The sequence below is a fragment of the Galbibacter mesophilus genome (genome assembly GCF_023721415.1).
GTDB lineage: Bacteria > Bacteroidota > Bacteroidia > Flavobacteriales > Flavobacteriaceae > Galbibacter > Galbibacter mesophilus.
Genome location: NZ_JAMQVC010000001.1, coordinates 110,614 through 127,656 on the forward strand (window position 1 = coordinate 110,614; position 17,043 = coordinate 127,656).

11 protein-coding genes are annotated in these 17,043 nt (G+C 38.2%); 2 read left to right on the top strand and 9 right to left on the bottom strand.

The genetic code is table 11. The features are described from left to right. Positions 1-154 precede the first annotated feature (154 nt). Together xylA and NDQ75_RS00435 are read right to left on the bottom strand one after the other, a co-directional pair. A complete protein-coding gene (gene xylA, locus NDQ75_RS00430; protein ID WP_202028801.1) occupies positions 155-1,468 on the bottom strand; it encodes a xylose isomerase in 1,314 nt (437 codons plus the stop codon). 42 nt (positions 1,469-1,510) lie between these two features. After that, a complete protein-coding gene (locus NDQ75_RS00435; protein ID WP_202028802.1) occupies positions 1,511-2,995 on the bottom strand; it encodes a xylulokinase in 1,485 nt (494 codons plus the stop codon). Positions 2,996-3,179: 184 nt separating this feature from the next. On the opposite strand from NDQ75_RS00435, the gene NDQ75_RS00440 reads away from it, so the two are divergent. Further along, complete coding sequence (locus NDQ75_RS00440; protein ID WP_202028803.1) at positions 3,180-3,899, top strand: NUDIX hydrolase; 720 nt, start codon at positions 3,180-3,182, stop codon at positions 3,897-3,899. 21 nt (positions 3,900-3,920) lie between these two features. On the opposite strand, the gene NDQ75_RS00445 is transcribed toward NDQ75_RS00440, so the two are convergent. The 7 genes from NDQ75_RS00445 to NDQ75_RS00475 all read right to left on the bottom strand — a co-directional run bounded on the left by NDQ75_RS00445 (position 3,921) and on the right by NDQ75_RS00475 (position 14,271). After that, positions 3,921-4,991: a cyanophycinase gene (locus NDQ75_RS00445; RefSeq protein ID WP_202028804.1), complete on the bottom strand. Its 1,071-nt coding sequence runs from the start codon at positions 4,989-4,991 to the stop codon at positions 3,921-3,923. A gap of 176 nt (positions 4,992-5,167) precedes the next feature. Then, complete coding sequence (locus tag NDQ75_RS00450) at positions 5,168-6,241, bottom strand: cyanophycinase (RefSeq protein WP_242513685.1); 1,074 nt, start codon at positions 6,239-6,241, stop codon at positions 5,168-5,170. A gap of 188 nt (positions 6,242-6,429) precedes the next feature. Then, complete coding sequence (locus NDQ75_RS00455; RefSeq protein ID WP_202028805.1) at positions 6,430-7,815, bottom strand: YfcC family protein; 1,386 nt, start codon at positions 7,813-7,815, stop codon at positions 6,430-6,432. A gap of 11 nt (positions 7,816-7,826) precedes the next feature. Then, positions 7,827-8,726, bottom strand: a complete 900-nt coding sequence (locus tag NDQ75_RS00460; RefSeq protein ID WP_202028806.1) for a cyanophycinase — start codon at positions 8,724-8,726, stop codon at positions 7,827-7,829. 17 nt (positions 8,727-8,743) lie between these two features. Next, on the bottom strand, positions 8,744-9,685 hold the full coding sequence (locus tag NDQ75_RS00465) for an isoaspartyl peptidase/L-asparaginase family protein (RefSeq protein ID WP_202028807.1): 942 nt from the start codon (positions 9,683-9,685) through the stop codon (positions 8,744-8,746). Between the two features lie 212 nt (positions 9,686-9,897). Beyond that, positions 9,898-11,250: a RagB/SusD family nutrient uptake outer membrane protein gene (locus tag NDQ75_RS00470; RefSeq protein WP_202028808.1), complete on the bottom strand. Its 1,353-nt coding sequence runs from the start codon at positions 11,248-11,250 to the stop codon at positions 9,898-9,900. A 21-nt stretch (positions 11,251-11,271) separates the two neighbouring features. After that, positions 11,272-14,271 (bottom strand): SusC/RagA family TonB-linked outer membrane protein, encoded by a 3,000-nt coding sequence (locus tag NDQ75_RS00475; protein WP_202028809.1) that lies wholly within the window; start codon positions 14,269-14,271, stop codon positions 11,272-11,274. 798 nt (positions 14,272-15,069) lie between these two features. Here NDQ75_RS00475 and thrS point away from each other — a divergent pair. Then, the gene (gene thrS / locus NDQ75_RS00480) at positions 15,070-17,010 is read left to right on the top strand and encodes a threonine--tRNA ligase (RefSeq protein ID WP_202028810.1); all 1,941 of its coding nucleotides are present in this window, start codon (positions 15,070-15,072) and stop codon (positions 17,008-17,010) included. Positions 17,011-17,043 lie beyond the last annotated feature (33 nt).

Below are 17,043 nucleotides of genomic sequence, written 5' to 3' on the forward strand. Positions count from 1 at the left end.
AGTCGAAAAATCGAAATCAAAACTCCGCGTCGCTCCGTACCTACGCTCCTGCTCTCGGAGCTTTTGATTACTATTCTGGGGATAAGGATTCTTTAATTACTGATTAAAACTATATTTTAAACCGCCCCTTAAATATTGAAAACTAATGCACAGATTAAATTGCATTGGCAATGATCTGCTCAAAAAGCTCTTGTTTTCCACTTAACTGCTTAGGCTCACCGTTAGATTTTCCTATTTCGCTGAGCTGCTCCAGAGTTAACTCTTTGTTCTCAAACTTGGCTCCGTTACCACTATCAAAGCTTTCGTATCGTTGCTTTCTAAGCTTTTGGTAGTCGGTGTTTTGTAAAATGTAATCTGCAGCAATAAGTCCGCGCGCGAATGTATCCATTCCCGAAATATGAGCGATAAATTTATCCTCCAAATCAGTAGAGTTTCTTCTTACTTTTGCATCAAAATTTATTCCTCCTCCCTGTAAGCCTCCCGCTTGAAGAATTACCAACATAGCTTCGGTAACCTCTTGAATATTTACTGGAAATTGGTCGGTATCCCAACCATTTTGGTAATCACCTCTGTTCGCATCAATGCTTCCTAACATACCATTATCCGCGGCTACTTGTAATTCATGTTCAAAAGTATGTCCGGCGAGGGTAGCATGGTTTACTTCAATATTCAGTTTAAAATCATCCTGCAAACCGTACTTATTTATAAATCCTAAAGAAGTTGCCGCATCAAAATCGTATTGATGCTTTGTAGGTTCCATAGGTTTCGGCTCTATTAAAAAGTTCCCTTTGAACCCTTGTTTTCTAGCATAATCCCTACAAATGGACAAGAAATTCCCCAAATGATCTAATTCTCTACCCATATCGGTATTTAAAAGGCTCATATAACCTTCTCTTCCACCCCAAAAAACGTAATTCTCTCCGCCAAGGGCAATAGTAGCATCAATTGCTATTTTAACTTGAGCACCAGCATGCGCTAAGACATCAAAATTTGGGTTGGTAGCTGCACCATTCATATAGCGTGGGTTACTGAACAAATTGGAAGTTCCCCACAACAGCTTAATTCCACTTTCTTTTTGTTTCTCCCTTGCATATGAAACCATTTGCTGGATACGGTCTTCGAACTCGCTTAACGAAGGAGCCTCATCTACCACGTCCACGTCGTGAAAGCAGTAATATGGAGTTCCCAACTTACTCATAAATTCAAAAGCGGCATCCATTTTATCTTTGGCTCTTTGAACAGGATCATCACTTTTATCCCACTCAAAAGTTTCGGTTGGTGCACCAAAAGGATCACCTCCTTTGTTGTTGAATGTGTGCCAATATGCAGTTGCAAAACGTAAATGCTCTTTCAAAGTTTTTCCCGCTACTACCTTATTCTCATCATACCATTTAAAGGCTAATGGATTATCACTTTCCCTGCCTTCATATTTTATTTTGTCTATATTCTTAAAGTAAGTTGATTTCATCTCTTCAGTTTTTATTTGTTTTTAATGTATTATTAAAACGGGCTAACTAATGCCGTTTTTCCAAGTTTCATATACTTTTCTGTATTCCTTAACCAAATCTGGGTCTGGTGTTGTACGTTCTACGCACTCTAATCCGCTAAAAGCGTCTTCTAGGCTGGAGAAGTATCCAAATCCGTAAGCGGCTCCTCTCGCGGCTCCCTCGCTTCCTGAGGTATTATACAATTCTAAAATAGTATTGGTGGTATTTACAAATATCTCCCTGAATATCGGGTTTAAAAACAGGTTTGCTTTTCCTGCTCTTACCACTTTTCCTTCTACACCAACGTTTCGCATGATTTCAAAACCGTAATTCAATGCAAAAACAATTCCTTCGCAAGCAGCACGCACCAAATCTTCTTTTTGATGAATGTTGAAATTCAATCCTTTTAGTCCTGAAAAGGCAGGTTTGTTATTAAAAATCCGTTCCACTCCATTTCCGAAAGGATAAAAAAGCAAGCCTTTCGCTCCTATTTCACTTTCTGAAGCCAAAGAATTCAGCTTTTCATAATCTATCAATTCTTTTTTGTCTTCGGAAAGGATTTTTCGCAACCATTGATACAAAATCCCCGAACCATTGATGCATACCATAACTCCATTCCGCTTAAAATTCTCTGCGTTATTTACATGAAGAAAGGTATTGATTCGGTTGTTTACGTCGTAATCATCGGTTTGACTCACTCCGTAAACCACTGCAGAAGTTCCCGCCGTGGCTGCAATTTCACCTGGATTGAGGGCATTAAGTGATAAAGCATTGTTGGGCTGATCTCCTGCGCGATACGTAATGTATACATCTTCGCAAAGTCCCAGTTCTTTTGCGACTTCTGGATTAATTTTTGCTTGTTTTCCAAAATTGGGAACGATTTCAGGAATAAGGGAACTTGGCAAATCCATTGCTTCAAGGACTTCAGTCGCCAAGCGGTTTTCCTTAAAATTCCATAAGGCTCCTTCTGATAATCCAGAAGTACTTATTTGGGCTACCCCAGACAATTTTGCGGCAATAAAATCACCAGGCAACATCATATATTTAGCTTTCGCCAGAATTTCAGGTTGGTTTTCTTTTACCCATTTTAGTTTGGAGGCAGTAAAATTTCCCGGACTGCCCAATATTTTTTCCTGACAGTCTTTAGCACCCATTTTTTCATAGGTTTCATCACCAATTTGAGCGGCCCGACTATCACACCAAATTATGGAAGAACGCACAGGAGCTAAGTTTTCATCCACCAGCACCAGTCCGTGCATTTGATAGGCAATCCCAACAGCTTGTATCTTTTTTACATCGACACCTTCTTCATTTCTTAACTTTACGATTCCATCCTTAACATATTGCCACCACATTTGAGGGTCTTGTTCGGCCCAACCGTCTTGGGGAGCATTTATTTCCAATTCAAAATCGGGCACGGTTACCGATGCCACAGATTTTCCCGCTTCAGCATCTAAAACCGATAGTTTAATTGATGAACTCCCTAAATCTATTCCTAAAAAATACATAGTTCCGATATAAAAAAAGCTATTCAGAAAACAACTTATGGTAAATATGACTACAATACTAATTAATTATTTTATCTTTATCAAAGTTTTACGTGTAAAACCACCAAAAGTTGTACTAAGTTTAGTGAAAACAGCTATATATAAATAATTTCGTATCTATGCATAAATATCACCTACCGTACAAATGATCAAGAAATTCATCGATAGAGAGTCGGGAAAAATCACCGAACAAAAAGTAATGAATGCCATTACAATTGACTGCGTTATTTTTGGTTTTAACGAAGGTAAATTGGAAGTCTTATTGGTTGAGCATGCCGAAGGAATAAGCAAAGGACAATGGGGTCTTCCCGGAGGATGGATAAAAGAAGATGAAAGTATCGATGCAGCTGCCAATAGATTATTGTTTGAGCTTACAGGTATAGCGGATGTGTATTTGGAGCAACTTAAAGCTTTTGGCGATCCAGAGCGATTCCCTCTCGGCCGGGTAATTACCGTTGGTTATTACGCTTTGATAAAAAAAGATGACTACGATGTAAAAGCTGGATTTACTGCTTCCGACGCTAAATGGTACCAACTTGATGAAATCCCCGAACTTATTTATGATCACCGGGAAATTCTTGATTACAGCTTGAATCAATTGAAAAACAGAGTGCGACAAGCACCAATCGGTTTCAATTTGCTTCCTGAAAAATTTACATTGCTGCAATTGATGCAACTCTATCAGGAAATCTTAAATGTTGAATTGGACAAACCGAACTTCCGAAGAAAAATTTTAAAAATGAAATTGTTGGTAGATCTAAAGGAAAAACAAAAAGACGTTTCCCATCGAGCTGCCAAACTCTACAAGTTTGATCCCGCCATATATGAAAAGCTTACCCAAAAGGGCTTTAATTTTGAGCTATAAAATCTAGAGTTACTCAAAAGCTTATTCCTTTAACTCACCATTTTCCACATACCAATATTGCCACTCACCACCATTAGCTGTTTTCCAATCGTTAAGATTGAAGGTGTGGTTACCGTCATTAGTACCTTTTACAGAATATACTTTTAGTGCTTTGTTATTTTTATTCCATTCCAAAGGTTCCCCATCTTCACAAACTTCTGGTACATTGTTTTCAATTTCTGGATTTGGTTGAATAAAATACGCGTTATCATCATAATCAGGTGCTCCCCCATAAATGGTAGCCAAACCCTTTTCATCAATACAAACAGAGGTATATTCATCACAGGCAATTCCTTTTGCCCTAATTCCATAATCCTTAACCATTCGCGCTAAAAATGTCACATGGCGCCCTTTTCGATCTGGATTATCATAGTGCGTGTCGGTAATAACATCGGTCAAATAATCATTTTGGATGAATGTTGAATTACTTATAGTAACATAATTATCGTAAGGATTTCTTAGCGCTTCGTTTGAAGTCACAGACCCATTCTGGGCAGTATAATAGAATTTACCCTGGATTGCCATTCCGGCACTTGTACCCCCAATAACAATATTGCGATTGTTAATACCATTGTTTATGGCCGTCGCCACCGGTGTATTTCTCCAAAAGGAAATATAATCCCATTGGTCACCACCAGCAAACCAAATGGCTTCTGCTTTGTTTATTTTATTCAGCACATTTTGGTCTGAACTGGAATTGCCATTATGAAAAACAATGGTTTCCACAGAATTGAGATTTACACCCAAATCAGAATAAAAGTAATCATTGTAGCCATCGTCTCCAGAGGTTCTTAAAACCAAAACGTCACCACCTTTTGCGCGGTTTAAGAACCATTTCATGGCATTATCATCTTCTGTAGCACCACCCATTAAGCAGACTCCTCCTTGGGGACTTGTAGTCTTATCGTTGGTGCTTCCAACTTTATAGGATGTGTAATTGTTGGAAGTCGTAGCAAAGGCCGGGTTTAAAGTTGCTTCTTCGGTTTGCTCTTCGGAACAAGAGCAGATTACAATACATAAAAAGGCAAGCGTAACATTTAAGAATGATTTCATAATGTAAGATTTAAAAGGTTAATAAAAATGTGTACAGATTTTCTAACAACTCATAAGAGCGTTGGTTAAAATCTGAAACTGAAAAATCCAGTCTTATTTGAAAAATTTAGTAGGAATGTTTAGTTCCCATAAAACCTATCTTATTTTATTTATCGCTTACCCGTTCCAAGAGAAGCTTATTCCTTTAACTCACCATTTTCCACATACCAATATTGCCACTCACCTCCATTAGCTGTTTGCCAATCGTTAAGATTGAAGGTGTGGTTACCGTCATTGGTGCCTTTTACTGCATATACTTTTAATGCTTTGCTATTTTTATTCCATTCCAAAGGTTCCCCATCTTCACAAACCTCTGGTGCATTGTTTTCAATTTCTGGATTTGGTTGAATAAAATAAGCGTTGTCATCATAATCAGGTGCTCCTCCATAGATGGTAGCCAAACCCTTTTCATCAATACATACAGACGTATATTCATCGCATGCGATTCCTTTTCCTGCAACACCGTTATCTTTACGAATTCTTGCAAGAAAAGCTACGTGACGACCCTTCCGATCAGGATTGTCATAATGGGTATCGGTAATTACTTCAGCAAGAATTTTATTATCTATAAATTCTTCGTTTCCAATTGTCATATCCTGATTATAAGGATTCATCAACGCTTCATCTGATTTTACCGACCCTCGTTGTGCCGAATAATAAAACCCTCCTTGAATGGCCATTCCGGCGCTGGTACCGCCAATAACTATATTTCTTTCCGTAATGGCTTTATTAATGAGTTCCGCTACTTTTGTGTCTCTCCAAAACGAAACATAATCCCATTGATCACCGCCTGCAAACCAAATGGCTTCTGCATTGTTAATTTGCGTATGTAGATAATCATCATCGCTAGCTTTTGCATTCTTGCAAACAATGGTTTCTACAGAGTTTAGATCGACTCCTAACTCTGAAAACATGTAGTTGTTATAGCCGTCACTTCCAGAAGTACGCAACACCAAAACATCACCACCATCGGCACGGTTTAAAAACCATTTCATGGCACGGTCGTTTTCTGTCGCGCCTCCCATTAGGCAAATTCCTCCTTTCGGCGTCGTTTTTTTATCAGTTTCACTTCCCGTAACATACGACACATAATCTTTTGATGCTACCGGCGGATCCGGTTCTGGAGTCGTTTGTGTTTCGTCTTCTCCTCCTGAAGAGCAGGAAATAACTAAAATTCCTATCATTAAAAACATCATTCTTAAATAATCCATCTTCATATTGTTTTAAATTAATTTTTTATTCGAATATCCGTAATCTGTCTTACTTAATTTACTTTCTCCTCGAGCGCAGTCGAGAGGTAATCTAGGCTTCAAGCATGTAAAATGTGGTCTCGACTGCGCTCGACCTGACATTTATATTCCTATTTATGAGTCATTAAAGTAGTTCAGTTTTTTAAAAATCACCAACTAAATAATAGTAGCGGTGGCAACATCAACAGCATTGCAACTATAACCAACAATATGAAAATTGGTAAAATCCACTGTAACCATTTGTTGTATGGGATTTTTGCAATAGACAAAGCGCCCATGGTAACCCCGCTGGTTGGCACAATTACATTTGTTAATCCGTCCCCCATTTGAAAAGCCAGCACAGCTACTTGCCTACTCACACCAATTAAATCGCTTAAAGGAGCAATAATGGGCATTGTTAAAGCTGCCTGTCCCGAACCAGAAGGAATAAAAAAGTTTAAGCAACATTGAAAAACAAACATCAATTCTGCAGAAACAAATTTGGGCATATTTCCTGCGACCAAAGCGACTTCATTTAAAATAGTGTCTATAATCTTTCCATCTTGAGCTATGACCAATAATCCTTTTGCCAAGCCGATGACCAAGGCGGCCGTCATCATTTCTTTGGCACCATCAATAAAAACGGCAATTGCTTTGTTAATTGGAATTTTAAAAATAAAGGCTGAAACCATTGCAAGTCCAATAAACAAGCCCGCTATTTCATTGATATACCATTCAAAATAAACCACTCCAATGATGAGCAAAACCAACGCAAGAAAAAAAGTAATCAATATCAATTTTCTTGACGAATTCAATTCAGGGAAATCAGCAGTTTCGTAATTTTCTTCTTCTTGGTTTTCCTGATTTATTAGCAAACTATTCTTCGGATCTTTATCCAACTTAGCAGCATAACGAACAATGGCAATGCATGCAATGGAAGTTAAAATAACCCACACTATTAATCGGTATTCAATTCCGCTAAAAATTGCAATTTGAGCTATACTCTGTGCAATACCAATGGTAAACGGATTTGTAATTGCGCCCGCAAAACCAACACCCGTTCCCAAAACTGGAATGGCTGTTCCCAATAAAGCATCATAGCCCATCGCTTTTGCTAGAGGAATGGTAATTAAAATAAACACCAATACTTCTTCACTCATCCCAAAAGTAGCTCCCGCTAAGGAAAACAATGCGGTAATTCCTGCTAAGATTGCTTTTTTATATTGTGGATATTTCTTTCCGAAGGTGATTATTCGGTACAAGCCTGCATTTATAGCGCCCGTGTAAGTAATTACTGAAAATGCACCCCCTACCAAGAATACAAATGCAATTACAAAGGATGCAGCATTAAAACCTTTAATGGGAGCCGTTAAAAAAGCGGCAATTCCCTGCGGTTTAGGGGCAACTTCTTTGTAAGAACCCGCTACAATCACTTCTCTTCCATCAACTACAGCCGTATCAAATTCTCCGGCTGGAACAATCCATGTAAGTGCAATAAAAAAAAGACTTATCACAAGAATAATGGTAATCGTGTCTGGAAATTTCTTTAGTTGCATTTGTGCACTATTTAGTGGTTTCTTAAACTGAATTTTTTTCCTGGCAAAACTACTTGGGTTTGAAGGGAATCACCACCCAGTAGTCCGTTCTGTTTCTGAATTTTAGTAGCCTTGTTTTTTACTACAATCACTTGGGATTTCCCAGCTACCGTGGCAGAGTCGCCTTCCACAATAATTGCGGTAGACTCATCTATCCCTATGGCTGTTTCCCGTGGATGCTCCAACGCTACACTTAGCAAACGGTTCATACGCATACGCTGAATAAAATGCTGATCGATAATTGCATTTTCCAAAAGTCCCAATCCTTCTACAATCTCAATATTATCTGCCTCAATGGTTTTGAAGTCACCCGTGTATTCTGGATGTTTAAACTCATCTCCAGTAATCATTTTTTTACTCATTACTGCTGCGCCTGCACTCGTTCCTGCAATGATACCCCCTTTCTCATAAGCCGATTTTATTGCTTTTTGAATAGGCGTATTTAGTGTCACATCCATAAACTTAGTTTGGTCGCCGCCAGAAATATAAATGAGCTTTGCCTGTTCTAGAGAGTCAATCCAATTTGGATTATTATTTTCTTTCTGAAAATTGTATCCCTTTATTTTTTCTTCGGAAATGCCTAACTCTAAAAATTGTTTAGAAGCATAATACACCGCAGAATCCGGTTCGCTGCTAGACATAGGAAGAATCACCAAATAATCTTCCGAAGTAAAATCACTAACAGTAAGAAGCTTTCGAATCAACTCAGGAGGTCTTTTACCACCACCGATAATGAATAGCTTTCCTTTTGCAGTATTTTCAACTTTCAATTTTTCATCAGCTAGCGTTTCATTTAAATCTGCTTTTTTACTTTCACAGCTAAAAAAAACAAAACACAATAAAAGTACTCTAAACCATTTTGAGAGTTTCATAATTTGCTTTTTAAGTTTTATTCTTCATCATCCCAGATGAAAACTTTCTTATCGGAATCTGTTACAAAACCACGATACATCCCGCCGGAATTGTACGGCATTGTAAAGCCACCATTTTTATCCACGGCTATGAGTCCGCCTTCACCACCCATTTTTCCCTGGTGTTCATGAATGGCGATTTTAGACGCTTCTTCCAAAGAAAGTTGTCCGTATTCCATTAAGTTGGAAACTGTGGAGGCAACTGTAGCCCGAATAAAAAACTCGCCAATTCCCGTACAAGAAACGGCACAAGTTTTATTATTGGCATAAGTACCGCATCCTATAATTGCTGTGTCTCCAACACGTCCATCTAATTTATTGGTCATTCCTCCCGTAGAAGTTGCCGAGGCTACATTTCCATCAGAATCAATTGCTACTGCACCTACGGTTCCCATTTTTAGGTTTGAATGATCCAGAAAAATGGCATCTTCTGATAATTCCTTCGCCTGCTCCCATTGTTTCTTTCTGAAATCGTTGTCAAAATACTGGTTTTCTACCATTTCACAACCTAATTTTTCAGCAAAAACATCGGCATTTGTTCCAGACATCATAACCACATCTTTATTTTTCAAAAGTTCCTTGGCAAACAACACCGGATTTTTAACCCGTTCGCTATTAGCTACCGCACCTGCTTGTAAAGTGGCTCCTTCCATTACGGAAGCTTCCAAGAAATGTTTTCCGCTTCTAGCATATACAGACCCTTTTCCTGCATTAAAATAGGCGCTGTTTTCCAAAGCCTCAACCGCAGCGCAAACCGCATCTACGGCGCTTCCTCCTTTTTCAAGGATTTTTTCTCCTGCCGTAAGGCTCTTTTTCAGATCTTTCACGATTGCTTTTTTCTCTTTATCGGAAAGTTCCTCTTTACTTATCACTCCTGCACCACCATGTATGCACAACGAAAATTTTTGCTTTTTACTCATTCTAAATATTATAATTCAACTCAATAAGACGTTCAACGTCCACGATCCATCCTACCACTAAACAAGCAACGTAGGCTGTGTCTTTTATGAGGGATTAATAAGAAAAGAATCAAAAACGAATTTTAATTCTCTAAACGATGTTTTAAGTCGGGAAAGCCTTTTACGAAACATGAAACTAAAAGGCTTCCCGACTATAGGTTTGGGGTGGGTATCTAGTACCCAGGATTTTGAACAATGACTCCTCCGGAAATAGCAACTTCCGATTGGGGGATTGGATACACCGTTCTAAAAGATTCGATCCCTAAAATTTCTTCTGCCTTTTCCAAACGCACAACATCAAACCAGCGGTGCCCTTCAAAAGCTAATTCTCTTGCTCTTTCTTCCAAAAGAACATCTACAAAGGCATCGTAATTTGGTGCATCGGCAGCTGTAATAGGCATGCCTGGCAGCGATCTTGTGCGCACCATGTTTAGGGTTTCGATAGCATCGGTTAAGTTATTGGGTGTTTGTCTTGCTTGCGCTTCTGCTTTTATTAAATAAATTTCAGATAGTTTTATTAGAATTGCGTTGGCACTTACTTCACCATCATTGGTCCCGTATTTATCTACAAAAACTACTCTTCCATCGTCGTAATATTTATCACCCCTCGGATCGTCGTCATCTGCCATATTCACATAGAAATCATCATAGCTAGCAGAAATTTCTGGTGTTCCAATAGACAAAAATGATGTAAGGCTATTCCCGTCGGTATCTAAAAATTGAAGTTCCAAAATAGCTTCCAAAGAACCTTCAACGTCATAAATATCATTGTAATCTCTATTTAAATCATAATCCCCATTACTAATTACCGCATCGGCGTATTGCTCGGCCATGGCATATTCCCCTTGGTATAAATACACTCTCGCCAATAACGCTTCGGCTGCTGCTTTTGAAGCAAAAAATCTGTTATCGCTATAGTCCAACATATCGATTGCCATCAAAAGGTCTGAAATAATTTGTTGATACGCTTCTGATACGGAGGCTCTTGGAATTGTTAAAGCTTCGTCTGCACCAATGTAATTAGTGAAGACAGGTATACCAAATTCAGAATTCATATCCGTAAATTGTCCAAATTGACGTAATGCATCAAAAAGACCTAATGCTCTCAAAAAATGACCGGAACCAATAGCATTGGCATCGTCTATTTGTAATTCTTCAGCTTTATTTAGAATTAAATTACTAGCATTTACAACCGCATACGCATCAATCCAAGCACTTTCAATGTAAAGGTTTGTAGTAGGAATTTTTGCATTTTCTAATTCGATAAAACGCTCGCGAAAACCAGAAGCATCTCCTATACCTCCCGTAACGGCGTGGACCAATGTAAATTCTCCGCCGTAATAGGTTCCGCTCTGTAGAATGTCATACAATCCTACAACGGCAGAATTCAATGAAATCTGATCTGTTATTGCCTCTTCAGAAGGCACTTCGTCATCTAGATTTACCTCTAAAACCTCACTACAACTCTGCAGTGAAACAAAAAGGCATATTGCTGTAGCTAAAAGCCAAATATTTATCTTTTGCATCTTTATAAAATTCAGTAGTTATTAAAATGATGTATTTAAACCAATGGTAATAGTTCTTGCCTGCCCTAAGGTTCCAAAATCTTCACCTTGTAATACATTCAAATCCCCTTGACTGGCCGTATTGGTAGAAACTTCCGGATCAAAACCTAAGTAATCGGTAATGGTAAATACATTTTGACCTTGTACATAAAGCAATAAGTTGCTTAAGCCGAGTTTATCTGAAATGTTCTTCGGAATGTTATACCCTAAACGTAAGGTCTTTAAGCGGATGTAGTCCCCATCTTCCAAAAACTGCGAACTGAAACGTTGTAATTGTCCAGCTTCCGTTGAAGGTCTAGGAACATCTGTAATTTGACCTGGCTCTCTCCAGTAATTATTATACACACGCTCGCTTATGTTGGCATAAGGAATACCACTTCTGGTGAAACCAAAGTTGTCGTAAACGTGTCTACTTTGATTAAATATTTTATTTCCTCCTGAAAACTGAAAGTTAGCAGTTAGGCTAAATCCTTTATAGGAGAAATTGTTTGTCCATCCACCAAAATAACTTGGTAGCGCGCTTCCCGCAATTTGTCTGTCGTCAAAATCAATTTCTCCATCACCATTAACATCGGTAAACAAGGCATCCCCTGTTTGAGGATCAACCCCATTGTATTCTATTAAAAACAAAGTACTTACTGCTTCACCTTCCTTTAAAATATGGTTTCTTCCTATTATTTCACCGTCATTTAACAGGCTTTTAATCTCATTATCCAAGAACGAAATATTAAACCCTGTATTCCAGTTGAAGCCATCACCCTCAATCACACCTGCATTTACACTGAATTCAAAACCTGTATTCTGAATTTCACCAATGTTTTTAAATACGGAACCAAAACCTGTTAACCCAGATACATTAGCACTCAGCAACAAATCTTCTGTTTGCTTATTAAAATAATCCGCTGTAAAGCTTACGCGTTGATTGAACATTCCAAAGTCTAAACCAACGTTAAACTGCTTGGTTTGCTCCCACCCTAAATCACTATTTTGTAATCGATTTGGCGCGGTACCTGGCGTACCATCGTAGTTTGCGTTTAAGGAGTAAGTTCCTACCCAGTTTGAAGAAATTTCTTGGTTTCCGGTAATACCGTAACTAGCTCTAAACTTCAAATTTGAAATGCTTTCTACATCAAAAAAGTCTTCTTGATTCAATCGCCAAGCTACAGATCCCGATGGGAAATAACCGTACTGATTGTCTTCTCCAAAACGGGAAGAACCATCCGCTCTTAATGTAAATGAGAAAATATAACGGTTATCAAACGTGTAATTTGTTCTTCCGAAGAAAGACTGCAATCCGAATTGATTTTTCCCCGAGGTACTTGTTAAAATAGTTCCCGCTGCAGAAATACTGGCTGTGTTATTCGTTGCAAAACCAACTCCTGATTGATCTGAAAATTGTGCTTTTGTTTCTTGCAATGTCCAACCTGCTGTAAGATCAAATGCATGAACACCACCAAATATTTTATTGTAATTCAACGTATTTTCCCACTGCCAAGTAGTTTCTTCATACGTTGCAAATATAGCCTCTCCATTAGGCGCTTTGTTGGATCCTACCGGCACAAAAGATTCTTCTACAAAATTAGAATACTCCAATGAAAAAGCGGATCTAAATGTTAAGTCTGGAACCAAATCCCATTCTATAAAATTAGATGACTGTATACGAGTACTTCTAGAAGTATTTACATACTCTTCTGCAATGTAAACTGGGTTTTCCAACGGCCACCATGTATTGTAATCAAAAGGATTGGTGTAATTTCCGTCCTCATCAAAAATAGGAGCCGTTGGATCCCACCCTTGAGCGTTGGTAATCACCCCAAATTCATCATTTTCATTGATTGTTCTTTCATGGTCACCTCTACTGATAAAAGTCGTGGTTCCAACTTTTAAGTTGTCGCTAATTTTATGATCAAGATTTATTCTTGAACTCAATCTCTTAAATCCTTGTCCGATTTGAATCCCTTCCTGATCGAAATAGTTTCCACTTAAATAGAATTTTGTTTTTTCAGAACCTCCACTTACACTTACGTCCAGGTTTTGGGTAATTCCGGTTCTTAAAATTTCATCATAAATATCAGTGTTCACTCCATTTGAAGTATCAATCCAATCGAAGTAATCTGGTCCCAAGCCGTCAAATTCCGCAGCTGTATTAAAAAACTCCTTGAACTTAGTACTGTTCACCATTTCTGGAGTATTTGTTATTGTTGAGAAACCAGTATAATACCCAACATCTACCGAAGTTTTTCCTTGCGAACCTCTTTTAGTTTTTATCAAAATAACTCCATTCGCTCCTCTAGAACCATAAATGGAAGCAGCAGCAGCATCTTTAAGAATGGTTATCGATTCAATATCACTAGGGCTAATATCTGCGATTGGGTTGGCTGGCTGAATATTGCTATTTAAAGCAGAATTATTTCGGGAAACCAGCGGCACCCCATCTACAATAAATAAAGGCTGACTACTCGCTGAAATAGAGGACACCCCACGGATATTTACATTTACGGCAGCACCGGGCGTTGCCGAGGAAGCTGCAATATTAACCCCCGGCGTCTGTCCTTGAATAGTATTTTCAAAACTGGATGTCGGTATTTTAGCAACATCATCATTTTTTATAGTTTGAATACTACTACTAACGTCTTTTTCCGATTGGGTACCATACCCAACCACAACAACTTCATCAAGCACTTCTCCCTGACTCAGAGAAATTTGATATTCATTTTTTTCAGTAAGGGTTACAGTTTTAGATTCATAACCAATATAAGATACCTCCAACGAAGTGGTGGTTTCAGGAACATCGATAGAAAAATTACCATCGAAATCGGTTACAACACCTTGAGTTGAATTAGGAACTACAACATTGGCTCCCAATAAAGGTTCTTGTGTGTCTTGATCCACAACAGAGCCCGTAATGACGCGTTGCGAATACGATGCCGTTACTACAAAACACATCAACAAACAAATAATTAAATAATTTGGTAGTTTCATTTTAAGATAGTTTGATTAAAATTTAGATATAATACTAGAACATGCGTCGTTCAGAATAGAACATGCATATAGAACAATAAGTCGATTGGCGCTTTTGTAAAAAAGCACTTTACGAGACTTAAGAAAGAATGTTTTTAACAGTCAAAAATTGGCTGAAGACCTTTTAATGTAAGCGACTTACATAAAAGGTTTGGTGTGGTTGCGTAATTTAAATTGGTGCGATACATATAAAAATGGTATTACAACAAAGAGTGAATTTAAGTTAAGGGAAAACGCCGAACTAAAACAATCGGCAAAATTTGCTAGGGGTAAAAGAAAATCCCTAACAATCAAAAATAGGCTGCAACCCCTGAAGAGAAAGTGGCTTGCAATGCGTAACAGTATGTACTAGACCTATTTCCAAAATCTTTTAGATGTTAAAATTTTTACTAAAAATAGGCAAAATTTATTAAATCACAACAAAAATTTAACTTTTCAACTCGTTTTTATTAATATTTAATTAACGGACCGCTTAATTTGTACACTTCGGAATTATAGCTTTTTAATTTGATAAGTTGATAATTTGGTTATTTGATTGCTTACTGAAAACGAGCGTTCTAGCAGTTATAAATACATGACACCTCTTAAGCTTCGATTTATAAGTTTCAAAGCACAACTTTTAGAACGCTTAAACTTCCACTTATTAAACCGTTCAAACTTGACATATTCTTAAAAAACAATTATGCAAACCAACCAAAAATACAGTTGTACGCGTAAAGACTTCGACTTATCTTTGCAGACTGAAAAACAACGTATATAATGATTAAGATTACTTTACCCGACGGATCGGTTAAGGAGTTTGAAAAAAATGCAACTCCAATGGATGTGGCAAAAAGCATTAGCGAAGGTTTAGCCCGCAATGTAATTTCTGCAAACTTTAATGGCACCAAAGTAGAAACGGTAACCCCATTAACCACCGACGGAAGTCTTACGCTTTATACGTGGAACGATGACGAAGGGAAACAGGCCTTTTGGCACTCTACTTCCCACATTATGGCACAAGCCCTTGAGGAATTGTACCCTGGAGTAAAACTTACTATTGGACCGTCTATTGACAATGGTTTTTATTATGATGTAGATTTAGGGGAGCATAGTATTTCTGAAAAGGATTTTTCTGCCATTGAAGCTAAAATGCTGGAAATCGCTCGTGGAAAACATGATTATAAGATGCGCGCTGTCACCAAAGCAGAGGCACTAGATTTCTATAAAAAACAAGGGAACGAATTCAAGGTGGAACTTATTGAAAACCTTGAAGACGGAACTATTACCTTTTGCGACCATGATACGTTTACGGATCTTTGTCGCGGAGGGCACATCCCGAATACAGGAATCGTAAAAGCGATCAAATTACTGTCGGTTGCTGGTGCGTACTGGCGTGGTGATGAAAACAAACCGCAGCTTACCCGTATTTATGGGATTTCCTTTCCGAAGCAAAAAGATTTAAAAGAATATCTAGAGCTTTTAGAAGAAGCAAAAAAGCGTGACCACAGAAAGCTTGGAAAAGAATTGGAACTTTTCACATTTTCTCAAAAAGTAGGTCAAGGCTTACCTTTATGGCTACCAAAAGGCGCCGCTTTACGCGAACGTTTGGAGAACTTTTTAAAGAAAGCCCAGAAAAAAGCAGGTTATGAACAAGTAGTTTCACCGCATATCGGTCAAAAAGAGCTGTATGTAACCTCCGGACATTATGCCAAATATGGGGAAGATAGTTTTCAACCTATCCACACTCCAAAAATGGACGAAGAGTTTTTACTGAAACCAATGAACTGTCCGCATCACTGCGAAATTTACAATGCACGTCCATGGAGTTATAAAGAATTACCGAAGAGATATGCAGAATTCGGTACCGTTTATCGTTATGAGCAAAGTGGGGAGTTACACGGACTAACAAGGGTTCGCGGATTCACACAAGACGATGCCCATATTTTCTGTACACCGGACCAATTGGATGAAGAGTTTAAAAACGTTATCGACTTAGTATTGTATGTTTTCGGTTCTTTAGGTTTTGAAAACTTTACGGCACAAGTATCGCTGAGAGATCCTGAAAACCCCGATAAATACATTGGTAAGGATGAGAATTGGGAGAAAGCAGAAAATGCCATTCTTTCCGCAGCAAAAGAGAAAGGTCTAAATTATGTAATTGAAACTGGCGAAGCAGCTTTCTACGGTCCGAAATTAGACTTTATGGTGAAAGATGCCCTTGGCAGAAGTTGGCAGCTGGGAACCATTCAGGTAGATTACAATTTACCAGAACGTTTCGACTTAAACTACAAAGGAAGCGACGATAAGTTGCACCGACCTGTAATGATACACCGTGCGCCGTTTGGCAGCATGGAGCGCTTTATTGCTATACTTTTGGAGCACACCGCAGGAAACTTCCCATTGTGGCTCATGCCAGAGCAGGCTATTATATTGTCTATCAGTGAGAAATATGAAAAATATGCCGAAAAAGTTTTAAATTTATTGGAAAATGACGAAATTCGCGCCCTCGTAGATAACAGAAACGAAACCATCGGTAAGAAAATACGGGACGCAGAGATGAAGAAAATCCCGTATATGCTGATTGTAGGGGAGCAAGAAGAAAAAGATGGTACTATTTCTGTAAGGAAACACGGAGAAGGCGACATAGGAACTATATCAATAAATGAGTTCTCAGATTTGATAAATTCAGAAATCAATCGTACATTAAAGAAGTTTTGATATATTAAATAAAGTTTAATTAAAATTTATAAG